This is a genomic window from Celerinatantimonas yamalensis (assembly GCF_046054155.1).
Lineage (GTDB): Bacteria > Pseudomonadota > Gammaproteobacteria > Enterobacterales > Celerinatantimonadaceae > Celerinatantimonas > Celerinatantimonas yamalensis.
Genome location: NZ_JBEQCT010000007.1, coordinates 1 through 23964, shown reverse-complemented (window position 1 = coordinate 23964; position 23964 = coordinate 1). Strand labels below are relative to the sequence as shown.

23 protein-coding genes and 1 riboswitch are annotated in these 23964 nt (G+C 45.9%); of the genes, 13 read left to right on the top strand and 10 right to left on the bottom strand.

All coding sequences use genetic code 11. From position 1 onward, the window contains the following. Positions 1–19: 19 nt before the first annotated feature. Positions 20–286, top strand: a complete 267-nt coding sequence (locus ABUE30_RS13735) for a YkgJ family cysteine cluster protein (protein WP_408624393.1) — start codon at positions 20–22, stop codon at positions 284–286. On the opposite strand, the gene ABUE30_RS13730 is transcribed toward ABUE30_RS13735, so the two are convergent. Both ABUE30_RS13730 and gpmM read right to left on the bottom strand, forming a co-directional pair. Next, positions 287–1426, bottom strand: coding sequence for a murein hydrolase activator EnvC family protein (locus tag ABUE30_RS13730; RefSeq protein WP_408624391.1), 1140 nt, complete (start codon positions 1424–1426; stop codon positions 287–289). Positions 1427–1433: 7 nt separating this feature from the next. Continuing rightward, the gene (gene gpmM / locus ABUE30_RS13725; RefSeq protein WP_408624390.1) at positions 1434–2963 is read right to left on the bottom strand and encodes a 2,3-bisphosphoglycerate-independent phosphoglycerate mutase; all 1530 of its coding nucleotides are present in this window, start codon (positions 2961–2963) and stop codon (positions 1434–1436) included. Positions 2964–3275: 312 nt separating this feature from the next. On the opposite strand from gpmM, the gene ABUE30_RS13720 reads away from it, so the two are divergent. From ABUE30_RS13720 to ABUE30_RS13705, 4 genes are all read left to right on the top strand, one after another. Further along, positions 3276–3704, top strand: a complete 429-nt coding sequence (locus tag ABUE30_RS13720; RefSeq protein ID WP_408624389.1) for a rhodanese-like domain-containing protein — start codon at positions 3276–3278, stop codon at positions 3702–3704. A 77-nt stretch (positions 3705–3781) separates the two neighbouring features. Beyond that, on the top strand, positions 3782–4258 hold the full coding sequence (secB, locus tag ABUE30_RS13715) for a protein-export chaperone SecB (RefSeq protein ID WP_408624388.1): 477 nt from the start codon (positions 3782–3784) through the stop codon (positions 4256–4258). Position 4259: 1 nt separating this feature from the next. Then, entirely contained in the window at positions 4260–5270 is a 1011-nt protein-coding gene (gene gpsA / locus ABUE30_RS13710) for an NAD(P)H-dependent glycerol-3-phosphate dehydrogenase (protein WP_408624386.1), read from the top strand. A gap of 386 nt (positions 5271–5656) precedes the next feature. Further along, the gene (locus tag ABUE30_RS13705; RefSeq protein ID WP_408624384.1) at positions 5657–6166 is read left to right on the top strand and encodes a porin family protein; all 510 of its coding nucleotides are present in this window, start codon (positions 5657–5659) and stop codon (positions 6164–6166) included. A 53-nt stretch (positions 6167–6219) separates the two neighbouring features. On the opposite strand, the gene nfuA is transcribed toward ABUE30_RS13705, so the two are convergent. After that, positions 6220–6798 carry a Fe-S biogenesis protein NfuA gene (gene nfuA / locus ABUE30_RS13700; RefSeq protein WP_408624383.1) on the bottom strand — a complete coding sequence of 193 codons (579 nt, stop codon included), beginning with the start codon at positions 6796–6798 and terminating at the stop codon, positions 6220–6222. A 489-nt stretch (positions 6799–7287) separates the two neighbouring features. After that, entirely contained in the window at positions 7288–8019 is a 732-nt protein-coding gene (locus tag ABUE30_RS13695) for a ComF family protein (protein WP_408624382.1), read from the bottom strand. A gap of 35 nt (positions 8020–8054) precedes the next feature. Here ABUE30_RS13695 and bioH point away from each other — a divergent pair, with 35 nt between their 5' ends. From bioH to ABUE30_RS13680, 3 genes are read left to right on the top strand one after another with little or no spacing between them, the layout of a single operon-like run. Further along, positions 8055–8810 carry a pimeloyl-ACP methyl ester esterase BioH gene (gene bioH, locus ABUE30_RS13690; protein ID WP_408624381.1) on the top strand — a complete coding sequence of 252 codons (756 nt, stop codon included), beginning with the start codon at positions 8055–8057 and terminating at the stop codon, positions 8808–8810. 57 nt (positions 8811–8867) lie between these two features. Continuing rightward, positions 8868–9110 (top strand): hypothetical protein, encoded by a 243-nt coding sequence (locus ABUE30_RS13685; protein ID WP_408624380.1) that lies wholly within the window; start codon positions 8868–8870, stop codon positions 9108–9110. A gap of 9 nt (positions 9111–9119) precedes the next feature. Beyond that, positions 9120–9638 carry a hypothetical protein gene (locus ABUE30_RS13680; RefSeq protein WP_408624379.1) on the top strand — a complete coding sequence of 173 codons (519 nt, stop codon included), beginning with the start codon at positions 9120–9122 and terminating at the stop codon, positions 9636–9638. Positions 9639–9641: 3 nt separating this feature from the next. Here the strand turns inward: ABUE30_RS13680 and ABUE30_RS13675 are convergent, their stop codons facing one another. The 3 genes from ABUE30_RS13675 to metJ form a co-directional block, all read right to left on the bottom strand. Next, entirely contained in the window at positions 9642–10580 is a 939-nt protein-coding gene (locus tag ABUE30_RS13675) for a DMT family transporter (protein WP_408624590.1), read from the bottom strand. 518 nt (positions 10581–11098) lie between these two features. Then, on the bottom strand, positions 11099–13405 hold the full coding sequence (locus ABUE30_RS13670; protein ID WP_408624378.1) for a Tex family protein: 2307 nt from the start codon (positions 13403–13405) through the stop codon (positions 11099–11101). Positions 13406–13504: 99 nt separating this feature from the next. Continuing rightward, on the bottom strand, positions 13505–13822 hold the full coding sequence (gene metJ / locus ABUE30_RS13665) for a met regulon transcriptional regulator MetJ (protein ID WP_408624377.1): 318 nt from the start codon (positions 13820–13822) through the stop codon (positions 13505–13507). Positions 13823–13982: 160 nt separating this feature from the next. On the opposite strand from metJ, the gene metB reads away from it, so the two are divergent. Next, positions 13983–15149 (top strand): cystathionine gamma-synthase, encoded by a 1167-nt coding sequence (gene metB / locus ABUE30_RS13660; RefSeq protein WP_408624376.1) that lies wholly within the window; start codon positions 13983–13985, stop codon positions 15147–15149. Next, positions 15142–17553 (top strand): bifunctional aspartate kinase/homoserine dehydrogenase II, encoded by a 2412-nt coding sequence (locus ABUE30_RS13655; protein WP_408624375.1) that lies wholly within the window; start codon positions 15142–15144, stop codon positions 17551–17553. The genes metB and ABUE30_RS13655 overlap by 8 nt, the downstream gene beginning before the upstream one ends. Here ABUE30_RS13655 and ABUE30_RS13650 read toward each other — a convergent pair. Next, positions 17550–17969, bottom strand: coding sequence for a nucleotide triphosphate diphosphatase NUDT15 (locus ABUE30_RS13650; RefSeq protein ID WP_408624374.1), 420 nt, complete (start codon positions 17967–17969; stop codon positions 17550–17552). The two genes, ABUE30_RS13655 and ABUE30_RS13650, sit on opposite strands and share 4 nt — an antisense overlap. Before the next feature lie 82 nt (positions 17970–18051). Here ABUE30_RS13650 and ABUE30_RS13645 point away from each other — a divergent pair, with 82 nt between their 5' ends. Further along, on the top strand, positions 18052–18393 hold the full coding sequence (locus ABUE30_RS13645) for a DUF1422 family protein (protein WP_408624373.1): 342 nt from the start codon (positions 18052–18054) through the stop codon (positions 18391–18393). A gap of 10 nt (positions 18394–18403) precedes the next feature. On the opposite strand, the gene trmA is transcribed toward ABUE30_RS13645, so the two are convergent. Continuing rightward, complete coding sequence (gene trmA / locus ABUE30_RS13640; protein WP_408624372.1) at positions 18404–19504, bottom strand: tRNA (uridine(54)-C5)-methyltransferase TrmA; 1101 nt, start codon at positions 19502–19504, stop codon at positions 18404–18406. Between the two features lie 104 nt (positions 19505–19608). Continuing rightward, positions 19609–19810: riboswitch (cobalamin riboswitch) on the top strand. A gap of 33 nt (positions 19811–19843) precedes the next feature. Between trmA and ABUE30_RS13635 the strand changes: the two genes are divergently transcribed. Continuing rightward, positions 19844–21646 (top strand): TonB-dependent receptor domain-containing protein, encoded by a 1803-nt coding sequence (locus ABUE30_RS13635; protein ID WP_408624371.1) that lies wholly within the window; start codon positions 19844–19846, stop codon positions 21644–21646. Between the two features lie 533 nt (positions 21647–22179). Continuing rightward, on the top strand, positions 22180–23034 hold the full coding sequence (gene murI / locus ABUE30_RS13630) for a glutamate racemase (RefSeq protein WP_408624369.1): 855 nt from the start codon (positions 22180–22182) through the stop codon (positions 23032–23034). Here the strand turns inward: murI and ABUE30_RS13625 are convergent. Then, entirely contained in the window at positions 22955–23422 is a 468-nt protein-coding gene (locus ABUE30_RS13625; protein WP_408624368.1) for an RNA recognition motif domain-containing protein, read from the bottom strand. The genes murI and ABUE30_RS13625 overlap by 80 nt on opposite strands. Positions 23423–23964: the final 542 nt, after the last annotated feature.

Genomic DNA, 23964 nt, shown 5'->3' with positions numbered 1-23964 from the left:
AGTCATCTAGGGCCTGTGTATGGATAAGCCCGCATGCCGAGCCGGCTGTGGTGCTTGCTGCATTGCGCCGAGTATCTCATCGGCTATTCCGGGTATGCCACAAGGGAAAGCGGCCGGTGAGCGCTGCGTGCAGCTAGATGACAATAATCTGTGCCGTTTATTTGGTCGCCCCGATCGGCCACAGGTTTGCTGTGACTTCCAGTTCAGTGAGTGGGCTTGCGGGACGCATCGTGATGAAGCGATTGCCATTTTAACCGATCTTGAAACGCTAACCGGCGCTGACTAATCAGCGCACGAAGCGATGTGGGTTTTCGACTTGTGATTTATATCGGATCTGGAAAAATAACGATGATTGCTCTTGACCGCCAGTGCTACCGACCGTTGCAATCTCCTGGCCTTTTTTGATTCGATCGCCCACTTTATGTAACAGCGTTTGATTGAAACCATAGAGCGTCAAATAGTTATGGCCATGGCTGAGTACAATCACCAATCCATAACCGCGCAGCCAATCAGCAAAGACCACTTTCCCATCCGCAACCGCTTTGACAGGCGTTCCAGTATCGGCCTTAATAACAACGCCATCCCAACTGTTACCACCAATTTGTGGTGAGTGATAATCATGGATAATGCTCCCTTTGACCGGCCAGCTTAGGCTATTTCGTGATAAACCGTTGAGCGAAATCGCTACATTTTGCGGTGTATCTTTGATTTGTTGGTTGAGATAATTTTTAGCTTGGGTGAGCTGCTCACTTTTGAGCTGATTATTGGCAAGTAATTGGTTGGTTTGCTTGAGCGTTTGTTGGCGTTTCTGCCGTTTTGCCAGTAACTTTTGCTGTTGGTCTTTTTGGGTGTTGAGCAATGTTTTTAGCTGAGCAAGCCGTTGCTGTTGCTTACTTTGGTTGGTTTGCAACTGCTCCGTCGTGGCTTTTAATTGCAAGATGGCTTTGAGTCGTGATTGATTCAGGTATTGATAATAGGCCATCAGGCGTTCCATCTCCGCCATTTTATTTTGGTTCAGCAACATTTTTAGGTAACTGCCTTGCCCCATCTGATAGGCCGCGGCAACTTGATCGCTTAATAGTTGTTGTTGATGATGTTGCTGTGTTTCCAGGGTCTGGGCTTGTTGCTGAAGCTCGCTCAGTTGTTGCTTGGTCGAACTCAGTTGACCAGCCGTACTTTGTATTTCACGCTGTTGACTTGCGAGTGCTAGTTCGTCTTGTTTGAGTTGACGCTGTAATTTGGCTAGTAACTGCCGTGCCTTTTGAGTCACTTGGTGGGTATGGCGTAGCGATTGGGTCACACTATCGAGTTGCTGCTGACTAATATTATCAGCAAAGACGCTGGTCGCAATCAGCGCGCAGCCAAAAGTGCCAGCTATTAAGCTGGCACGAACAAACCGACTGAACTTTAAAACTATGTGCTTCATAAGCGCATTATTTCAAAACCACCAATGGCTGACCAGTCATTTCAGCAGGAATTTCTTCACCCATTAAAGTCAACATGGTTGGTGCGATATCGCTCAAACGGCCCCCTTCTTTCATGGTGGCATCTCGACCAACATAAATAAAAGGCACAGGAAGACTGGTATGAGCGGTGTGAATGCCACCTGTTTTAGGGTCAACCATCTGTTCTGCGTTACCGTGATCTGCTGTGATTAAGCATTCGCCCCCAACTTCTTTGAGTGCTTCAACCACGCGTCCGATACTTTGGTCAACTGCTTCACATGCTTTCACTGCGGCTTCCATGATCCCAGTGTGGCCAACCATATCACCATTTGGATAGTTACAGATAATCACATCATACTGACCGCTTTTAATTGACTCGACCATTTTATCGGTCAATTCTTGAGAGCTCATCTCGGGTTGCAGATCATAGGTCGCAACCTTTGGTGAAGGAATGATTTCGCGGTTTTCACCCTTAAATGGTTCTTCTTTACCACCATTGAAAAAGAATGTGACGTGTGCATATTTTTCAGTTTCTGAAATACGCAGTTGTGTTTTACCCTTTTTCTCTAGCCATTCGCCCAACGTATTGACTAGATCTTCAGGTGGGTAAGCAGATTGGGTGGCAATGTCAGCCGCATACTGCGTGAGCATCACAAAATCACATTGAGGCTTAGCGCTGCGAGAAAAGCCTGTAAAGTCACTATCGACAAAGGCGTGAGTGATTTCACGAGCGCGATCCGCACGGAAGTTCATAAAGATGACCGCATCGCCATCGTTAATAGTGATTGCGTCACCGATTTGAGTGGCCTTGACAAATTCATCGTTTTCACCGCGAGTGTAGGCATCCGCCAGTGCTTGGGTGGCCGTCGTGGCGCTAAATTCACCATGCCCTTGCGTGAGTAGGTCATAAGCTGCTTGCACGCGTTCCCAGCGGTTATCGCGATCCATCGCATAATAGCGACCAATCATTGACGCGAAGCGCCCTTTGCCCAACTCTTTAAATTTGCTTTCAAATAAGTCAATCGAACCTTGCGCACTTCGTGGGGGCGTATCACGGCCATCGGTGAATGCGTGCACGTAGATCTGTTCGGCGCCTTGTTTTACTGCCAATTCCACCATAGCGAGCATATGTTGTTCGTGACTGTGTACGCCGCCTGCTGACAACAGCCCTAAAATATGCACCGCTTTACCGTTTGCCACCGCCTTATCAACGGCAGGTTTAAGCACGGGATGGTTAAAGAATGTGCCTTCAGCGATATCTTTATCAATTCGCGTCAGATCTTGATAAACGATACGTCCGGCGCCGATGTTGGTATGGCCCACCTCTGAGTTGCCCATTTGACCATCGGGTAGGCCAACATCTAAACCTGAGCCTGAAATATGAGTATTGGCGCAAGTAGCCGTTAAATGATCCAGCACTGGGGTCTTGGCTTGTGCAACCGCATTATTGGTTTGGTCAACTCGATAGCCCCAGCCATCCATGATGATCAATGCTAATGGTTTTTTGCTCGCAGACATAATAAGTACCTGTATTGAATTAAAAGTTTGTTAGTGATTGGGTAGCTTTGATTCATGAATATCATGCTTTGATGAACACTCTCATGATGTAGCCCTCGATCGAGTAACTTTTTCGTAATTTGAATGAAATTTTACTACATTTTTGGGCTTCGTCACCTGTCAGTTTTTAAAACAGATCAATTTATCGCCAGAATTTAGTACTACTGACATAAAAATTGATTTAAATTCGTGCGCTGAGTTGGCTGATCTTGCTAAGCGCTCGGTGTATACTCAGCAGCGAGTTATTGTTTAACCAAAGGATTATTGTTGGGAATGCAGCAAATTATTGAGTTTGTCCATCTTCATCCGATGTTATGCTTGATGTGGGGTGTGTTATTAGTAGCGGTTGTTTATAGCTATCTATTGCCTCTTATATCAGGTGTGAAAGGGGTGCCATACCAACAGGTGACCCAGTTGATCAACCGGCACGACGCAGTTGTGCTTGATATCCGTCCTGCTGAGCAATATCGCAAAGGACATATCGCTGGGGCAGTCAATGCACCACAAAGTCAGTTAAAAGCAGATCAACTTTCTGCTTATGACAAATATCGAGAGCAGCCTCTTGTAGTTGTTTGTGATATGGGAAATAAAGCTTCCTCTGTGGCGCGAACTTTCACTAAAGCAGGTTTTAAAGAAGTTTATTACTTGCAAGGTGGGATGGGTGCTTGGACGGGTGCTAATCTACCATTAGTAAAAAAATAACAACATCATTGCATGGGATGGTGGTTCAACGCTCTTCCCTGATGATGACTTACCATTTCAAATAAAGGGTTTTTATTATGGCTGATGCCAATACTGAAAATATGGAAGTTGAATTTGCAATTCAGCGGATTTACACCAAAGACATCTCCTTTGAAACACCTAATTCTCCCGCTGTTTTTCAGCAAGAGTGGGCCCCTGAAATCAGTGTTGATTTGGATAACGATGTCACCGAATTAGGTGAAAGCGTTTATGAAATCGTATTGACGTTGACTGTTACCGCTAAGCACGAAGAAAATGTGGCGTTCTTATGTGAAGTTAAACAAGCTGGGATCTTCACTTTAGGAAATATGGAGCCTGCGCAATTGGCTCATGCTGTGAATGCGTACTGCCCCAATATTTTGTTCCCGTATGCTCGTGAAGTCGTCGCAGGTCTAGTGAACCGTGGCTCATTCCCACAATTGAACTTGGCCCCCGTGAACTTTGATGCCATGTTTGCTAATTATTTGGAACAGGCTTCTGAAGAAGAAGACGAAACGTCGACTGTCCAACATTAATATGAAACAGCTACGCAATGCGCCACTGGCTGTGTTAGGCGCCGGTTCTTATGGAACGGCGCTCGCTATCGCAGTTGCTCGCAATGGCTACCCAACTATATTATGGGGTCATCAGAGTAAGCATGTCGCGACATTGGCCGCAGAGCGGCAAAATAACGCGTTTTTGCCCGGTTGCCCATTTCCGGATACATTACAGTTGTGTGATGATTTAGCGACTACATTGGCACACTCTCAGGATGTGCTGGTGGTGGTGCCAAGCTCTGCATTTGCTGATGTATTAACTGATATTAAGCCGCTATTAAGTGAACAGGCGCGTCTTGTTTGGGCGACCAAAGGATTAGTGCCTCATACTGGCCAACTACTTTCAGATATTGCGACTCAGATCTTAGGGCCACAGCGTACTTTTGCGGTGATTTCTGGGCCGACCTTTGCCAAAGAGTTAGCGCAGGGCTTACCAACGGCGATTTCAGTGTCATCTGCTGACAATCAATGGGTGAGTGATTTGGCCGCATTATTGCACAGTGAGCGCAGTTTTCGCGTTTATACCAATCGTGATATGGTCGGTGTGCAGCTTGGCGGTGCGGTCAAAAATGTGATCGCTATCGGCGCGGGAATGGCCGATGGCTTAGGTTTTGGTGCGAATGCCCGCACTGCCTTGATTACTCGCGGTTTAGCTGAAATGATGCGCTTAGGGTTAGCCTTAGGGGCGCAGTCTGATACCTTTATGGGGATGGCAGGTCTTGGCGATCTGGTGTTAACCTGTACGGACAATCAATCTCGTAATCGTCGTTTTGGTTTGGCACTGGGCGGTGGTTTGTCAATTGCTGATGCGCAGGCACAGATAGGCCAAGTGGTGGAAGGCTATCGGAATACCCAAGAAGTATATCGCCTTGCCCAGCAATACCATATTGAGATGCCCATTATCGAACAGGTGTATCAAGTGCTCTATCAAGGTAAATCAGCCCAAGATGCTGCTGTTGCCTTGTTGGCGCGTGCTCAGCGCGATGAATAAAAATCATATATAGAGTGACTGGCATGGGTCAATCACTCTATTATTGAGAGCCTCTATTACTAGCCATTTACGCTGCTGATGACTGACTTCCCCCGTTGCAACCTATGAGATGATTTCGTTCAGTGAACTTTTCTCTGTTTTTCAAGAAATTCTTTATTGATTGCTGATTGACGGTTGTCTGTTTTGGTGATGTGTCCACCCTAGGTAGATGATGCAATCTCTCGAACTAATCCATAGGTGTAGTGGTTTATGATCACAATGGCATACTTTGGACTTAGATCTAATATTAATACTGTCATTATAACTGCAAAAGTGTTATATCAGATTGAAATAAAAAGATATTAAGGAAATTAAAGATAATGAATAGTTGTCGCAAGGGATTTGTTATGGCTCTTATGCTAGGGGCTTTTCCGGTGGCGGCGAATGCCGCGTGGAGTGATATTCAGCCTCAACCATACGTAGGGGTTCAGTTGAGCTCTCAACATCTGAAAGATAGTTCAGATTCGCTCAATTTTGGTACGGTAACGCTACTGACTGGGGTCAATATTAATTCGTTTTTAGCCTTGGAAGCGCGTTATGGTAAAAGTTTTAACGATAATGAAATTAACGGCGTGAAGCTTTCGATTCAAAGTTATTATGGTGCGTATCTAAAATTGGGAGTGCCTACCGGAAGTCTATTTACTCCGTATGCCATTGTGGGTAAAACCTGGGAAAAATTCAAAGGGGAAGAGTCGGGTCAACATGGCACCGCTTCACTCAATGATATCTCGTGGGGGCTTGGCGTGCAGGCAGCAGTTTCTCGTCATAGCGCTGTGGCAGTGGAATATATGAATCTTAGTCACAAAGATCAGACTAAAGTTACGAGTATCGGGATAAACGTAAACTATGTATTTTAGCTTAACGAGCGCTTAATCGTTGCTGCGACGAGTGCCGCAGCAGCACAGTTTATTTAATAATAAGAATGTTCGCCAGCTTGATGCTCGGTACTATCACGCACCCCTTTGAGCTCATCGGGAAATGCTTCTAGTAGCTGTTTTTCAATCCCCTCTTTTAGGGTCACATCGACCATGCTACAGCCGTTACAGCCACCACCAAATTGAACAATGGCAATCCCATCATCGGTGAGTTCTAGCACGGTTACTCGACCACCATGTGCCGCTAAGTTAGGGTTTATCTCACTCTCAAGTACATATTCGACACGTTCAATCAACGGCGCGTCGTCGCCTACTTTGCGCATTTTGGCGTTAGGTGCTTTGAGAGTTAGCTGTGAGCCAATTTTATCGGTCACAAAATCGATCTCTGCATCTTCTAAAAAAGGTGCACTAGCGGCATCAACCATCGCTTTAAATCCCTCAAATGGGATCTGAATGTCGTCGGTTTCAACACTGTCCGTAGGGCAGTAGGAAACGCCGCATTCGGCGTGTGGGGTGCCTGGGTTGATGACAAAAACACGAATGCTGGTGCCTTCTGGCTGAGCATCTAACAACTTCGTGAAATGTTGTTGTGCTTCGGTTGAAATTGAAATCATTGTCTCGTCCTCAGATACCTGACTTGTTTAGTAGGTTTTATTATAAATTGAATGGGAATTCAAAAGCTAGTCGAACTTATCAATACATGACCTTGCCCTTTAGAGGGGATTAGATTAGTTGACTAATATGTTTTTTATCAAAAATAGTTGAATTGTTATTTTTGATAAATCATTTCATTAAAATTAAATCTATAGCATCAATTTCAACAGTGGCTAAAGCTGGTTACTGAACGAAAGGGATTATTCTGCTATTTGAGTACACCTAGCTCTGCGGCGTAAATACGCAATAGCTTGATGTTAGCAAAAAGCAGAGCGTTACACATCGTGGCGGTTACATCATTTGCATGTATCGCGACCATCCACTGTATTTTAAGGAGAATACGATGCGTTTTTATTTGAGCCGATGGACGACTATCGCCACTGGAGTTGCACTCACACTGTGTGGGTCGGTGGTGCAAGCGGCAACTACCGTTAATTTAATAAGACCATTTAGCCTCGTTCGTGAGCTAAACCCTGTGGCGTGCGAGCCATCACCCAACAGTCGACGCGGTGCACCCCTGTCTGTTTGAGCTGACGAGCCAATTCGTTTAAGGTGGCGCCAGTAGTCATTACATCATCAATAAGAATCACATGGTTAGGTAACGTGCTGTAATGACGCAGTTGGTAACTATGTTGCACGGCTCGCTGACGTTCCTCTTTAGATAATCCAATCAGATCGATGCTATTTCGATGTCGATAAAATAGATCACATTGCGGTAAATGATAACGAGCGGCGAGCGTATCACAGAGAATAGCACTTTGATTAAAACCGCGGCGCCAGCGCTTGTACCAGTGCATGGGTACCGGGCAAAGAGTGACCGAGGCTGCACTATCCAGCGGGTGTTGCGTAAAAAATAGCGCTGCTAATCCTTCACCGAGTAATGGTTGATGTTGGTGTTTAAAGCGACGGATCAATTGGTCGAGTGGCCAGCGATAGTCATCCAATACCCAAGTTGTATCAAAGGCGGGTGGATGTTTTAAGCACTCACCACAGTGTGTTCCTGAGGCAATCGCCAAACCACACTGAATGCAGCGTCGTGTCGGTGTAGGTTGCAGAAGAGTTTGGCAATTTGTACACCAAAGCTGCTGGGGTGCTATGGGCTGAAAACAGCCCAAGCAACGTCGAATTGTCGGGTAGCACTGCAATTGGGACTGTATTGCTTTTAGCCAAATAGTTACCATAGTGACATGATCTATTCAATGAATTGAAATGAACAATGTTGCATATTGAGTCCAAGGGGACTGGAACACCTCTTATTTTACTCCATGGTTGGGGTATGAACAGTGGCGTATGGTCACAACTGAGTGATTTGTTATCAAAAAATTATCAGGTTTACTGGCTCGACCTTCCCGGGTACGGTTTCAGTCAACCTTGCAGCTCACTCGATTGGCGTCAGACGGTTGATCTTTTAGCCAACTCATTGCCGCGTGGGATCTGGCTAGGCTGGAGCTTAGGTGGATTACTTGCTCAGCAAGTCGCAATCAGTTATCCGCAAAAAGTGATGCGTTTGGTCACTGTTGCCAGTAGTGCGCGGTTTGTTGAACAACCCAATTGGCCTGGGATGAAAGCGCAGGTATTGGAATTATTCGCCCGCAGCTTAGTACATGATTATCAAAAAACTCTAGAGCGGTTTCTAGCGATCCAAACCTTGGGAAGTCCCCAAGCCAAAGCGGACATTCAAACCATTAAAAAGCAACTTGAGCAGCGTCCATTACCGGATTTGAGCGTATTACAACAAGGACTGCAATGGTTAGCGCAGATCGATTTACGCGAACAAGTCCAAATGATCCAAGCGCCATGGCTACAATTATATGGCCATTTAGATTCACTGGTGCCTCGGCAAAGTCAATTAATGCATGCTCAGCTCACTCAGGCGCAGCAACATGTTTTTGCCAAAGCGTCACATGCCCCATTCATCTCACATCTGAATGATTTTGTAAGCACGCTGAATCATTTTTTAAAAGTTGATTAAAAACCATCCAATCATCTATACTGTATTTAAGTGTGACTTTTATGAATGGGAGGTCCTATGGAAGTTCAAAGTGCCCGTGCATCTGGTATGCAGATCATTCGCCAAGCGGATCAACAGGTTTCTCGTTCAAGTCAGGATCTGGCGAAAGTTGCAGCTCATGAGCCAGTAAAAAATGGCGACGGCTCGGTAACCGATGCTATGATCGGTTTAAAACAGGGTGAGTTGTACGCCAAAACTGGTGCTAAAGTGATTCAGACCCATGATCAAATGGTGGGTAGCCTATTCGACGTTCAAGCGTAATGCCTCACGATGAATGTCAATATGGCGCTACCCAACATTACGCCGTTGGCGGTCAATCCGCCCACTGAAGCTGCGCGCCATGATAATCAACAACGCCCGCAAATTGCGCCTCTCAGTGAGATGGCCGCCAATGCCAATGGTCGCCAAGTGGCAAGCGATCACGATCGTACGCCGTTTACACCGATTAAATCCAACTCGAATCAGTCCGCTCGTAGTGAATCGAATGTTCAAATTAATGAGCGCCAAGGCAGCCAAGAGCGACAGCAATCCTCTGCAGAAAACTCGGAACAAGGCAATGGTCATGAACAGCAACGCTCACCATTCTCCAATATCAGCTTGGATGCGCTGTTGTCGCGAGCAAAGGCCAGTCAGCATCAAGATCGAGATTATTATCATCGAGCTCCTGTCGGTGCTCCGAGTACCCCTGACGAGGTCAAAGCCATGCGGCTTCGCAACCAAGTGATCGCAAACCGCTACCAGTCTTCCTATCAAATCCCCCCGCCAGCCGAGATGACGGTTACGATTTAGCTGCTAATTGCTGTGGTGCGAGTGCTGGTTTTGTCTGTTGATGTTAGCTTTGCTTTGATAGGTAGAGCAACATACAATGCCAAAGACGATTAGAATTAACGCGACAATGTGGTAACTGTGGAGTTTCTCACCCAAAAAAATAATTCCCAATAGTCCTCCTGAGAGTGGGATACCATGGGTAAATATTTCACTGCGGGTTGTGCCTAAACTTCCCACGCCTTTACTCCAAAATACATAGGAGAGGTATGAGGGGAATATCACTAGGTAGGCGACGCCTAAAAATGCGGCCCATGAAGGGGACGCAACAAATATAGCGGGTGCCGCTGCATAGAATAGGTAGATAAGATAGATTGGGATTAAAATAATAGTGCCGATGAGTGAGCAAAAACTAACGAACGCGGTATTTGTCAAACGTTTATCTTTTAAGCGTAATAGCGAACAATAACCAGCCCAGCTAAGAGCTGAAATAATGGTCATGATATCGCCCCAGCCAAATTGGCTTAACGCATTTTGACTACCCGAGTGGACGTTGAAAAATGCCAGATAGAGTACCCCCACGGTACTGACCATGACACCCAAAATATTGCGATAAGAGATACTCTCTTTAAAAAAGATACGGTTAATAAATAACACTAAGCAGGGTGTGCTGGATATATAAATAGCGGCATTCAACGAGCTGGTGTACTGCAGACCAATGTAGAGCGTTAGGGGGAACATCACTTGGCCAAGCAACGCATAGATTGAATTCATGCAAAGATGTTCGACTAACAGGGGCCACTCTTTCTTTATAATACCAGCGTAAATCGTAAACATCAGTACCGTCGTTAACCCCCAACGAATCAAGCTTAAAAAGTAGGGGTTGATGGTATTGACGACAATGTGTCCAACCACGTAATTTCCACCCCAAAATATTGAAGCAAAAATGAGCAATAGATAGGGCATCACATTCTCCATAAATATGCCTTTAGCATGTCAATGTTTCAGCGTCATCTTTGTAGCGAGTTGGCAAGCTGTATGTGGGACGCAGAGCGGACTATTTTATATATAACGTATTGATCATTATTTCATAAATAACAGAAGAACATTGCTGAGTGATTCTGTTGAGCAAACGCTACGCGGTTACTCTTTTTATCACCAACTAGTGTCACTCATTTAGCATCATTTAATATTATTTCTCGTTTCACGAACAAACTGGGTCAAAATAACCGAAATTTAATATCAAAACGTCAATGTGCATACGCGTTAGATATGAAAGATTAAGATTTAATTGATTCTATGTAGGCTATTCTATTTTATCCCTGATTTAAATATCAACAAGTGAATAAAAACAGTAGATTTTTATATTACTTTTAGTTCTGGTTTTTAGTTTCAATAGTCTGATTTATGTATTGACATACCCGCGGTTTTTGTCTGAATTGCAACAAACCGCAGGCATTTTATGCTGCTCTTTTGTGGAGTGATTAACGATTTTTCAATCCTGCTTTAGCAAACGCATCAGCTAACGCACCGAGCCCTGCAGGGCTGGCGGGCGGTGACGTTTTAGCCGTACGAGACTTTGGCTTGGTACGACTCGCTATCGATTCGTCACTTTTTGGACTGGTTTGTTCATCCATTCGCATGGTGAGCGCGACCCGTTTGCGGGCAAGGTCAACATCTAGCACTTTGACACTGACCACTTGGCCCGTTTTGACTACATCACGCGGGTCTTTGACAAAATGATCGGCTAGCGATGATATATGCACTAAACCATCTTGATGAACCCCTATATCGACAAAGGCACCAAAATTGGTCACGTTGGTGATCACGCCTTCTAGGCGCATCCCTTCTTTGAGATCGTTTAAGGTTTCAACGCCTTCTTTAAAATGGGCTGTTTTGAACTCAGGACGAGGGTCGCGGCCGGGTTTCTCAAGTTCGGCAAGCACATCTGTTACGGTGGGTAAGCCAAACTGTGCGTCCACGTAAGCTTGGGCTTCAAATTGTCGCAGTGCGCTGCTATTGCCCATCAGTGTCTTAATATCATGGTGACTGTCAGCCAGCAGTTTTTTCACCAAAGGATATGATTCAGGGTGAACGGCGCTGGCATCCAGTGGGTTATCACCGCCGCGAATGCGTAAAAATCCAGCGGATTGCTCAAATGCTTTTGGGCCTAATCGCGGCACTTTGAGTAATGCTTTGCGATTGACAAAGGCGCCATGTTCATTACGATATTGCACAATATTTTGTGCCAATGCTTTGGAGAGCCCTGAGACATGTTCAAGTAAGGCTGGTGATGCCATATTCACATCGACACCCACAGCATTCACACAATCCTCGACCACATCGGCTAAGCGTTTCGACAGGGCAACTTGGCTGACATCATGCTGATATTGACCGACGCCAATGGATTTTGGATCAATTTTGACAAGTTCCGCGAGTGGATCTTGCAGCCGCCGGCCGATGGAGACGGCGCCGCGCAGTGACACGTCTAGGTTGGGCATTTCACTGGAGGCAAGCTCTGAGGCGGAATACACCGAAGCTCCCGCTTCACTAACCACCACCCGTTGCAGTTTAAGCGCTGGATAGTGTGCTTCTAAGTCGGCGACAAGTTTGTCTGTTTCCCGCGAGGCGGTTCCGTTGCCAATACTGACCAAGTTGACTTGACTGTCGCGGCACAGTTTGGCTAGCGTTTGCAAAGACTGATCCCAGCGTTTGTGCGGAGCGTGCGGATAAATGGTATCGGTGGTAAGGATTTTCCCGGTGTCATCGATGACGGCGACTTTAACGCCAGTGCGAAGCCCTGGATCAAGGGCGAGTGTGACGCGAGGACCTGCTGGTGCAGCCATCAGCAGATCTTTGAGATTGTCTGCAAATACCGTAATCGCATCACTATCCGCGCGCTCGCGCAGTTGACTGAGTAGTTCATTTTCCAGTGATAAGCTTAATTTAACTCGCCAAGTCCACTGTACCACGCTCTGTAGCCAAGTATCCGCCGCACGACCTTGATCGCTGAGGCCAAAATGGCTGGCGATCAATGATTGCGCGGGAGATCTTGGTGCTTCAATATCGCCCCATTGTAAAGCCAGTTGCAAAATACCATCATTACGTCCACGTAACATTGCTAGCGCGCGGTGTGATGGAACCTGTTTAAGGGCTTCTTGATAGTCAAAATAATCCCGAAATTTTTGCCCCGCTTGTTCTTGTCCGGCAATGACACGTGACACCAACTGTGATTCATCCAACAGATGCGTGCGTAGTTGACCAATTAAGCTCGCATCTTCGGCAAATCGTTCCATCAAAATAGCACGGGCGCCATCGAGCACTGCTTTGGAGTCATTAAATCCTGCCTCAATATTCAGGTAGCGCTCACTTAAGATCGTGGGGTCCTGATTGGGATCATCAAACAATGTGTTGGCTAAAGGCTCAAGACCTGCTTCTTTGGCAATCTCACCTTTAGTTCGGCGTTTGGGTTTATAGGGCAGATAGAGATCTTCAAGAATGGTTTTGCTGGTGGCTTCAAAAATTTGCTGGCGCAGTGTTTCGGTGAGTTTTCCTTGAGATTCGATGCTGTCAAGGATCGAGTCACGGCGCTGATGAAGCTCCCGCAGATAGCTTAATCGAGTAAACAAGGTGCGTAATTGGGTGTCATCCAAGCCACCAGTCACTTCTTTACGATAACGGGCAATAAATGGAACGGTTGCGCCTTCATCAAGTAGGGCAACCGTCGCGCGAACTTGCTCTGTTTTTACCGCAAGTTCGTCGGCAATTTGGCGATCAATAACTATGCTCATCAAACACAGATCTCATGGTGAAGGAAATTGTGGTTGATTGTAGCGAGCTTTGTCGATGGGGGCAAAATCCTCATCGACAAATTAAGCAGTCACTATTCGTTATTCGTCGTCGTTCGGTTCAACCCCTAACTCTCGCATTAAGGCGAGTGCGCTGTCAGGAACGGGTTGGTTTTTATCTTTACTTAAGTCATCGTCAGTAGGCAGCGGTTGCCCTGTGTAGGCATGTAAAAATGCTTCACACAACAGTTCACTATTGGTTGCGTGGCGCAAGTTTTTAACCTGCCGGCGAGTTCGCTCATCGGTCAGAATTTTCAAAACCTTTAGCGGAATAGATACTGTGATCTTTTTGACTTGCTCATTTTTTTTGCCGTGTTCAGCGTAAGGGCTGATCCACTCGCCATTCCATTCAGTTGCCATAAGCTTAATAATGTGACTAATGTTAGGGGTAATTGTACCCAGTCTAATCAGAGAAGACAATCTGTACGGCAGGAGCTTTAGACGTCTAGAAGTGTTGACGTCTTTATTGTGGGGTTGTAACCTAGCTCAAAGTCGCGCAATTGTCCATAATGAGAAGCCCATGAGTAAACGTCAGATCAACACCATAGCCGTGCGGACCGGGATCGAAACTGATACCACACACGGCGCAGTGGTTCCGCCCATCTATCTGTCGACCAATTATAGTTTTCTTGGATATGATAGAAAGGGCGACTATGACTATAGTCGCAGTGCCAATCCAACGCGCAACTTGCTCGCCCAAGCGCTAGCGGAACTTGAAGGTGGGGCAGGGGCGGTTATTACCAATACAGGTATGGCAGCCGTGCATCTGGTCTGTGCGTTACTCAACCCTGGGGATATTTTAATTGCGCCGCATGATTGCTATGGGGGAAGTTATCGATTATTTGACTCACTCAGCGCTCGCGGACTGTTTGAAGTTATCTTTGTCGATCAAAATGATGAAGATGCGTTGGGTCAAGCATTTGCTCGCGGCGCTAAGTTAATCTGGCTGGAAACACCGAGTAACCCACTGCTGCGCTTAGTTGATATTAAAAAAATAGCAGAGCAAGCGAAGTCTCATGGCACACTGGTCGCCGTAGACAACACCTTCTTATCGCCTGCGCTGCAACAACCGTTATATTTAGGTGCGGATATCGTGGTGCATTCGGCAACCAAATATATTAATGGTCACTCTGATGTGGTGATCGGCGCAGTCATTAGCAAAACCGTTGAGCTACATGAAAAGCTGGCATGGTGGGCTAACTGTCAGGGACAAACAGGCTCGGCATTTGACAGTTATTTAACCCTTCGAGGGCTGCGTACACTTGGGCCTAGGATGCGTACGCATCAGGAAAATGCCGCCGTTGTTGCTAATTTTTTAGCCACTCAATCACAGATCAAACATGTTTATTATCCAGGTCTTAGTACCCATCCACAGCATGATTTAGCCAAATGTCAACAATCTGGATTTGGCGCTATGTTAAGTTTTGAGCTCGATGCTGATAAGTCGCAGCGGATTGAATTTATTGAAAAACTACAATTATTTTGTTTAGCTGAATCACTTGGCGGCGTAGAAAGTTTGATTGCCCATCCGGCAACCATGACGCATGCCGGAATGTCGGCCGCAGCGCAGCTTGAGGCTGGCATTACGCCAGAGTTGTTTCGAATTTCGGTGGGGCTAGAAGATAGCCGTGATTTAGTTGCTGATTTAACTCAAGCTCTTAGCGTTATAGGAACGCGCAATGAGTAAAATTCAGCGACACGTGCATAAGTTTGGCGGGTCTTCACTGGCCGATGCTAGCTGTTTTCAGCGCGTGGTTGATATTCTTGGCAAATATAGTCAAGCCGGCGATCTAATCGTTGTTTCGGCGCCGGGTAAAACCACCAATCGATTACTGGAGGTTCTCGATCGGTATGAGCCGCTCAATTCGGCTGCCGCTCGAGTTCTCGAATCATTAATTAGTTACCACCACGAACTGATTGCTGAATTGCTCACCGGCCAGAGTGCTAAGCATTTATCCGAGATGCTTGAGCAGGATAAATTAGCGATTACCCGTTTATTAACACAGGCCTGCGAGTTACCCATTCGCCATGAAGTGCTCTCTTTTGGTGAGCGCTGGTCGGCGCGTTTATTAAGTTCGTTATTGAATCAATCAGAGTTAGCCAGTGACTGGTTGGATTCACGTGATTTTTTAAGAGCCCCTGCTTCAGCTCAGCCTCAAGTAGACTTTCAAGCGAGTCAGCCATTATTTGCTCAGCAACTCGCTCAATATTCATCGACTTTACGCCTGGTTGTAACCGGTTTTATCGCTCGTGATTTTGACGGTCAAACCATTACGTTAGGGCGTAATGGTAGTGATTACTCGGCGACTGAAATAGCGGCGTTAGCTGATGCGGTGCACACTACGATCTGGAGTGATGTTGCTGGGATCTATAGCGCTGATCCACGTAAAGTTCGAGAAGCTAAACTACTCAACAAATTAGCATTAACAGAGGCGTGTGAACTGTCGCGCATTGGAGCCAGTGTTCTGCATGCGCGCTCGTTAGAACCTCTCGCGCGTTCAGCGCAGCAGTTAACCCTGCGCAGTAGCTATACACCCGAAGAGGGGAGTACACAGATATTGCGTCAGACGCAAGGCTCAAGTGGGGCGCGCATTGTTTCAACCTTAGATGAGGTGTGCCTGATTGACATTACTTTTGATGGCTTGCCTAAAAGTGTACAGTCGCTACTCCATTTTTTGCAACAGCAGCAAATTACCCCACTAACATGGCAGCAGCGCCGTGACTGCCATATGCTGCGCCTTGCCTATACTTGTGAGCTTTTTGAGCAGGCGCGTTTGATCGTCAACCAATGGGCGAGCGCGCATCAATTTAGTGTTGAAGGGGCGCGCGGTTATAGCCTGTTGGCTTTGGTCGGCCGAGGGGTGAGTGAACATGCCAACCACAGCGGTCAATTTTATCGGTTACTCGCACGCCAACCCGTTGCTTTTATTCAGCAAGGCCCTGCACATGGCAGCTTAATTGCTGTTTTGCCAAAAACGACTTTGGAACCGTTACTTAATGAACTTCATCAAGCGTTATTTATCCAGCCGCGAAGAATGGGTTTAATGGTGTTTGGTAAAGGCAATATTGGTCAGCAATGGCTACGGCTATTTGCTCATGAACGGGCTGAACTGGAACGGCGTTATAACTTACGCTTAGTGCTTGCCGGCGTATTTGGCCGTGACGGTGGTGTGGTCGATTTTCATGGGCTAGATCCTACTCAGGTGCTTCACTCCTTTCAAAGTAAGCCGGTCGTTTGGTCAGAGCTTTTAGAGCGCTTAGCTGAACATCCTTTTGATGAGATGATCGCCATTGATATGACTGCCAGTGAATCGATTAGTTACTACTATCCCCATGTAGCGCGATTAGGACTCCACCTGATTAGCGCTAATAAGTATGCTGGCTCAGCAGATGGCGCATTTTATCGACAGGTTCAGCAAGCATTTGCCGATCATGGTGGGCGCTGGTTATACAACGCAACCGTTGGTGCTGGATTGCCGATTCAATCTAGCATCAATATGCTGCGTGATGCAGGTGATCATATTCAAGAAATCAGCGGCATTTTCTCTGGAACTCTCAGCTGGTTGTTTCAACAATTTGATGGTTCCCAGCCCTTTTCACAGCTGCTCAATCAAGCTTGGCAGCAAGGGCTAACAGAGCCTGATCCGCGTGAAGATTTATCGGGTCAAGATGTGCAGCGTAAGTTGTTGATCCTTGCCAGAGAAGCTGGGTATGCGTTAGAGGCACGGCAGATTGAGCTGCAGTCATTGGTTCCTGCATCATTGGCCTTGTTATCGATCACTGATTTTATGATGCACTTAAATGCACTTGATGAAGCAATGAACCAAGCGTTACAAACTGCCCAGCAACAGGGGTTAGTGCTTCGCTATATCGCGCGCTTTAATGCCAATGGACAGGCTAAAGTGGGGGTTGAAATGTTACCTATCGAGCACCCGTTTGCCAATTTATGTCCTTGTGATAACGTGTTTGCCATTCGCTCTGAGTGGTATCAGCAAAACCCGTTGGTCATTCAAGGGCCCGGTGCGGGTCGAGAAGTCACCGCGGGCGCTATTCAAAGTGATTTAGTGACGTTGTGTCAGCGTTTAACTTAAGATTGATAAAATTGACGGCTTAGCCAGTTGTAAATGGCTTGCTCAGTCCCTTCAAATAATGGCTCTGGCAGCTGGGATGGTTTAAACCACTGCCATTGCTTACAACGATGTGGCTCACAGAGTTTGGGTTGCTGGGTGACATTCGTGGCGGTTAAAATAGCGACAATAAAGTGCAGTCCTTCGCTTCGATAGGTTGCTATATTATTAGTCAGCCCAATCAGTTGCCAATGTTGGATACTGATAGCTGTTTCTTCAAACAGCTCTCGGCTGGCAGTTTGTTCGAATGTTTCGCCAAGGGCCATTTTACCGCCTGGTAATGCCCAAAAAGGGGCATGGGTATTGCTGCGTTTTCCCAGCAAAATTTCACCTTGAGGGTTTACTAGCAATGTGCCGACGGCAGCCAAGGGGGAATTCATAAGCTCTCCTGAGATATATTTGATCTGCGTATGGTATTTGTTGAATGTGTGACGTCACCGAAATGAATGTTGAGGAGCTCAAATGAAGGCATCCTATCAAGTGATGGGGCTCGCTGCGCTGATTGGTTTAAGCGGCCATGCCTGTTTATCGATGGTTACACTGACTGTGGTTCCTCTGTCAGTTTTTCCATGGTTAGTACTTGGTTTAGCCGCTTGGCTGCTTTATCCCTGTGCTATCAATGGCGATGGTATTCACTATATTCCCATTTATGCCGCCGTTTGCTTGGTACTTGGTGCGCTGCTTTACTCAGTTATATTACGCGTCCAACATCCTGAACTTGGGAGTAATTTCCTCCCTGTTCTATTGTGTTTGGCCATCTTGATTTGGTTGGCGGTTAAACTAAAGTGGTTTAGCCGCCAATGATCCGCACCAATTAGCGAGGCGTTAACCAGACGCCAACTTCGGCATGGTCAGTGTAGGGGAACTGATCAAAAATAGCCCATTTTTCGATGACGTGTGTGCTGTTCAATCTCTGTAAGTTATCGAGTAAGGTGCTAGGATTGCATGAGATATACAAAATATTGGCATATGTACTAACCATTTCTAATGTTGCTTCATCAAGACCTGCACGCGGGGGATCAACAAAAATGGTGTCACATTGATAGTCATCTAAATTAACGTCGGCTTGTGTTAGGCGCTGAAAGCTGCGGCCATTCATCGCTTCGGTAAACTCTTCAGCAGACATGCGCAAAATTTTGACGTTATCAATCTGGTTGATGGCGATATTGTACTGCGCCGAATCAACGGATGGTTTGGCAATTTCGGTCGCTAGTACGCGCTTAAAATTTTGTGCTAGGGCCAATGAAAAGTTGCCATTACCACAGTAGAGCTCCAGCAGATCGCCCTGCTGTGCATTGGTGACAGAGAGGGCCCATTCAAGCATTTGTTGGTTGATGCCAGCATTGGGTTGGGTAAAGCTGTTTTCGACCTGTTTATAATGGATAGGCTTGTCGTTGACTTGCAACGTTTCAACTGCAAAATCATGATCGAGCAAGATTTTTTGTTTGCGAGCGCGACCGATCAAATGAACATCAAATTGCTGGCGCAGGCGCTCACAAAGTTGTCGAGCTTGTTCTTGCCAGTGCTCATCCAAGCGTTTGTGATATAACAAGCTAATCACGGCTTGCCCACTTTGAGTAGAGAGAAAATCGACTTGAAACAATTTGTGGCGCAGCAACATATTGTTTTTTAATTCGCTTATCAGCGTTGGCATCAATGTATTGATCAATACACTGGCTGGTGGAAATTCATCAATGCGGATTTTGGCTTTGGTGGCAGGATCAAACATGATGTAGTACAGCTCTTCACCGTCATGCCATACTCGAAATTCTGCGCGCATTCGGTAATGCTTCGGGGCCGATTCACCAATCAGGGGGATTGATTCGGTTAATGGCGCAAATTGTTGACGAATACGGGTCACTTTTTCGGCTAATTGGGTTTGATATTGTTGCGGATGGTAGGCGATCTCAGCCATAAATACCCTCTTGACTACATTAATCGAATAAACGCGCCATTTTAGGCTAGCGCCAGCTTAGCACAAGGGGGAAAAAGATGCTTTTTTCATAATTGATGTTGCGTATAATCCACATGCACTGAGGTGATAGTTAGCACTATTTAAAAGGGAATCTGGTGGAAATCCAGAGCTGTCGCGCAGCGGTAACGATATTTAGAAAATGTTCTAAAGAGGCTCAGCAGCCACTGTGTTATCACGGGAAGGCGAGCCAGCTACACAACGATGTAGCGTCGAAGTCCGAATACCTGCCTCATATATTAATTCTTCATTTGCATAACTAACGCGTTCTTTAGGATAATCATGAAACTCAATTGGACTGTCTATTTATTGCTACCACTTGCTGCAAGTGGCCAAGCTGCGAGAGCTGACTCACAACAACCTAACTTAATTGTCACCGCGAATCGAATGCCGCAATCGACGAGTGATATTTTAGCCCCCTACACAATTATTAGTGCCAAACAAATCGCGCAGATGCAAGCTAAATCGATTACCGATGTTTTAGCGATGCAACCCGGCGTTGATGTTCGCGCGAATGGGGGGATTGGCCAACCGAGTTCTATTTCGATTCGCGGTGGCACCAGTAAACAAACGTTAATACTCATTGATGGCATGCGAGCCATGTCGGCCAGTACTGGGAGCGGCTCATTGGACTTTTTACCCGCGAGTATGGTAGAGCGGATTGAGATTATCCGCGGTCCAAGAGCGGCCCAATATGGTGCTGATGCTATGAATGGCGTGGTGAATATTATTACTAAGCCAAGTTATGCAGAGCAGGTGAATCGCTTGATCGTCGGGGTCGGGCAACATGACTATTGGCAAAGTGGCTGGCGCTTTGTTCATTCACTTGGGGAACAAACACAGTTTCAAGCCAACATCAGTGCTAAAGGGAGTACCGGTTATAACTTTAAACCTGATTCCACCCCTGCGCATAACTATGGTTATAGCAATCGGCAAGCACTATTTACGCTCAGCCATGCACTGAATTCAAGCTGGTCTGCTGATGGTGAGGCGATCATTAATCGTGGCCATAGCCAATATAATGGCTATGGTGTAGCAGCTGAAGCGCAAAAAACTCTGATTCAGCAGTTTTATAGCGGTACCTTAAATTATGACATCGACCATTATAGTTCGCATTGGAATATGAATTACAACGTTGATGACTCTCGCTCGATGAGCTCGTCATACTCGCGTTATGTCACGCAGCGTTATGCTGCAAGTTGGCTTAACAGCTGGCAATTGAATGAACGTTGGCAAGTGGATGCGGGTCTTGATTCAAGGCAAGTTAATCTGAGTAAATCGAGCGTCGATTTTAATCAAACCAAACGTTATAACATCGGCGGCTACTCTAGCGTGGGCTATCGGATGGGAGCATATCAGCTCGATGCAAGTCTGCGCCAAGATCATAACCAGCGTTATGGGAATAATACCAATTACTCTTTTGCCGGAGGATGGCAATATTTGCCGCGTCAACAGATTAAGTTGAGTTATGCTACCGCGTTTCACGCGCCCTCATTTAACGATCTCTTTTCACCATTGAACTTTGGCTATCAAGGTAATCCAAACCTCAAACCGGAAAAATCGAAAAATATCGAGCTAGGGTTAAAAGGGACGTTAGGGCGTGTACACTATGAGTGGAATATTTACCGTACACAGTACCGCGATTTAATTGAAATCACTCCTGACTTTTCAACATCCGATAATATCAGCCAAGCACGAATTACCGGCAGTGAGATGATTGTAAAATTTGCTCTTGGTCCTATTCATCAGCAGTTAAGCTATACTTATATGGATAGCCAAAATACGCGTACCCATAAAGTGCTGACTTACCGCCCATGGAATAATGCGAAGTGGCTGGCCGATTGGTCGCTGACACCTAAGTTGAATGTGCATACGGGTATTCACTGGAATGGCCATCGATTTGCAAGCTCGACTCAGCGGTTACCCAGCTATTGGACTGTGGATGTTGCCGCAGGGTACCAACTGACACCATCATTGAAACTCGCTGTATCAGCGGCGAACTTGCTTGATCGACATTATCAAACCACTTATCAATATATGGCTAGTGGTCTACAGGCTGATCTAACCGCACAATACGACTTTTAGTGTCGATGAATGCTCCGATATATTGATTTTGAACTTATCGGGGCTCTTCAAGTGTGTTCAATCACTATTTCGTGGACGTTACGCTGGTGTGGTATTGCCTATTATCTTGTCGATACAATAGAGATAGCAATAGATAGTAAGGCAAAGGTTACAGCGGATCGATACTCCCTATATTAGACATGAGAGTTGGGCTTTTGGCCTTTTCTGAGAGGCTAGCAATGTAATTCATCAGAATTTGCCAGTCTGATGAGTATCACTAAAAATAGTCAGGCTCAACGCCAGTGACTTGCTATTTCAGACTTGCTATTTCAAATCAATCGCCATGGCTGAGTTTATTTGGCTTTCTTTTACACATATTATGAAATGGCGACTGGCCTGCTATTTTCAGCTATACCATGTTTGGCTATATCGATTTTTCCAGTTCAGTTTTTGTCTCACTCTATTCTATATAGGTGATACAAAGGGTTTGTCGCTGAGTGCTTTTCCAGCGTAAACTTATAGCCCTTACAATGAATTCAGGTTAGATGAGGCTCATGTCAGCGCATATCGTGGTTTTTGATTCGGGTGTGGGTGGTTTATCAATTGTGCGTGAACTGGATCAGTACATTAACCACTATCAACTCAGCTATCTATTTGATAATGCGCTTTTCCCCTATGGCGAGCTCAGTGAAGAGGTATTGTGTCAGCGCGTTCTTTCACTGCTTGTCCCTTTTTGCCAATACCATCATCCTGATTTGTTAGTTGTCGCTTGTAATACGGCCAGTACTATTGTGCTTGAACCTTTGCGTCGTTATTTGGCTATTCCAGTGGTCGGGGTTGTCCCTGCGATTAAACCTGCCGCGCAGCGTTCAATCAATAAAGTGATTGGTTTGTTGGCCACACCTGCGACAGTTAAACGGCGTTATACTGACCAGCTTATTACTCGTTTTGCTCCTGACTGTGAGGTGCTACGACTAGGGTCAAGTCATTTAGTCCAACTGGCTGAACAGCATTTAGCCGGCGATCTGATCAGTGCTACACAGCTTGAGTCAATCCTTTTACCGTGGCTTACCCTGGGAGCTAGGCAACCTGATACTGTCATCTTAGGATGTACCCATTTCCCTTTGATAAGAGATGCGTTACAACAGGTATTGGGTAACTCGGTGTACTTAGTTGATTCGGGCCAAGCGGTTGCTCTGCGAGTGTTGCAGCTCTTAAAGCTGCATACAGCGGGTTGTCAGTCCAGTACTCGCGAAGCCTATTACACCAAAAAAAATGCCCACAGTGAACAACTGCGGGCATCATTTGAACAGTTTCGGTTTAGTCAGTTCACTCGTCTTCCTGACCGTCTTTACGCTCATTGGCAGGACGAACCTTCAGCGTGCGCTGCTGGAATTCTTGGTCATTAAGCGCTTGTTGGGCTTGTAGTGCGCCTGATTGGCTCATTTCGACAAAGCCAAATCCTCGACGTTTGCCTGTATGCTTATCCTTGAGCAACCGTACTGAGACGACATGACCATATTGAGCAAAGAGTTCACGAACAGCAGTTTCGTTGGCTCGATAAGGCAGGTTGCCTACATAGAGTGTCTGTGTTTCCTCTAACACATCATCTGCAGTAGGTTGTAACGGTGTCGATGAAGAGGGTTTGGCAAAAGTAACCACTAAACCCGTTATGATACTGCCAATACTAATAGCCATTGGCACTGAAAGATTGGCCTTAGTTAAAGCCGTGATAATCGCTAATACAACTGCGCAAGCGATAGTTAAAACAATAGATACAGATAAAGATGTTTTCATAATCAACCACTAATTAAAGAAGAATCCATTTCGAAGTTTGATTGTGCATTTCCAAGGAAAATATTCTAACCCATGCCTAGATAATCGTAAAAGAAACATTACTAGAAGGCTAAACTTTCAATGTAGCACAAAAATAGTCAATATTTCGCCATCTTAGCCGACAGATTTTTAGTTTTGTGGATAACTCTGTGGTTATCTTGTTTTTTAGCTGTGAGTTTAAAAAAGTTTCAAAATTATTGCAAAAAGCACTTGCGTAAAACCGAGCTATCCCTATAATGCGCAACCACTGAGACGGCACACCGCTTCACAGCGACAGCCACTCAGGGTTCAGACGGTTTAACCGGATGAACGGGAAACAAAAAACGATAAATAATCGTTGACATCGTTTCCCCTGGTGCGTAAGATTCGCATCCGCTTCAACGAGTTATAACGCTCAATGAGGCAACGTTCTTTAACAATTTATCAAGCAATCTGTGTGGGCACTCGCAGAAGATGATTCGCAAAGTATTAAGAAAAATCATCATTTTGTAAGTGACTAACAC

Coding starts and splice junctions, on each gene's coding strand:
- ABUE30_RS13735 (WP_408624393.1), top strand. CDS start 20: ATGGATAAGCCCGCATGCCGAGCCGGCTGTGGTGCTTGCTGCATTGCG.
- ABUE30_RS13730 (WP_408624391.1), bottom strand. CDS start 1,426: ATGAAGCACATAGTTTTAAAGTTCAGTCGGTTTGTTCGTGCCAGCTTA.
- gpmM (WP_408624390.1), bottom strand. CDS start 2,963: ATGTCTGCGAGCAAAAAACCATTAGCATTGATCATCATGGATGGCTGG.
- ABUE30_RS13720 (WP_408624389.1), top strand. CDS start 3,276: ATGCAGCAAATTATTGAGTTTGTCCATCTTCATCCGATGTTATGCTTG.
- secB (WP_408624388.1), top strand. CDS start 3,782: ATGGCTGATGCCAATACTGAAAATATGGAAGTTGAATTTGCAATTCAG.
- gpsA (WP_408624386.1), top strand. CDS start 4,260: ATGAAACAGCTACGCAATGCGCCACTGGCTGTGTTAGGCGCCGGTTCT.
- ABUE30_RS13705 (WP_408624384.1), top strand. CDS start 5,657: ATGGCTCTTATGCTAGGGGCTTTTCCGGTGGCGGCGAATGCCGCGTGG.
- nfuA (WP_408624383.1), bottom strand. CDS start 6,798: ATGATTTCAATTTCAACCGAAGCACAACAACATTTCACGAAGTTGTTA.
- ABUE30_RS13695 (WP_408624382.1), bottom strand. CDS start 8,019: ATGGTAACTATTTGGCTAAAAGCAATACAGTCCCAATTGCAGTGCTAC.
- bioH (WP_408624381.1), top strand. CDS start 8,055: ATGTTGCATATTGAGTCCAAGGGGACTGGAACACCTCTTATTTTACTC.
- ABUE30_RS13685 (WP_408624380.1), top strand. CDS start 8,868: ATGGAAGTTCAAAGTGCCCGTGCATCTGGTATGCAGATCATTCGCCAA.
- ABUE30_RS13680 (WP_408624379.1), top strand. CDS start 9,120: ATGAATGTCAATATGGCGCTACCCAACATTACGCCGTTGGCGGTCAAT.
- ABUE30_RS13675 (WP_408624590.1), bottom strand. CDS start 10,580: ATGCCCTATCTATTGCTCATTTTTGCTTCAATATTTTGGGGTGGAAAT.
- ABUE30_RS13670 (WP_408624378.1), bottom strand. CDS start 13,405: ATGAGCATAGTTATTGATCGCCAAATTGCCGACGAACTTGCGGTAAAA.
- metJ (WP_408624377.1), bottom strand. CDS start 13,822: ATGGCAACTGAATGGAATGGCGAGTGGATCAGCCCTTACGCTGAACAC.
- metB (WP_408624376.1), top strand. CDS start 13,983: ATGAGTAAACGTCAGATCAACACCATAGCCGTGCGGACCGGGATCGAA.
- ABUE30_RS13655 (WP_408624375.1), top strand. CDS start 15,142: ATGAGTAAAATTCAGCGACACGTGCATAAGTTTGGCGGGTCTTCACTG.
- ABUE30_RS13650 (WP_408624374.1), bottom strand. CDS start 17,969: ATGAATTCCCCCTTGGCTGCCGTCGGCACATTGCTAGTAAACCCTCAA.
- ABUE30_RS13645 (WP_408624373.1), top strand. CDS start 18,052: ATGAAGGCATCCTATCAAGTGATGGGGCTCGCTGCGCTGATTGGTTTA.
- trmA (WP_408624372.1), bottom strand. CDS start 19,504: ATGGCTGAGATCGCCTACCATCCGCAACAATATCAAACCCAATTAGCC.
- ABUE30_RS13635 (WP_408624371.1), top strand. CDS start 19,844: ATGAAACTCAATTGGACTGTCTATTTATTGCTACCACTTGCTGCAAGT.
- murI (WP_408624369.1), top strand. CDS start 22,180: ATGTCAGCGCATATCGTGGTTTTTGATTCGGGTGTGGGTGGTTTATCA.
- ABUE30_RS13625 (WP_408624368.1), bottom strand. CDS start 23,422: ATGAAAACATCTTTATCTGTATCTATTGTTTTAACTATCGCTTGCGCA.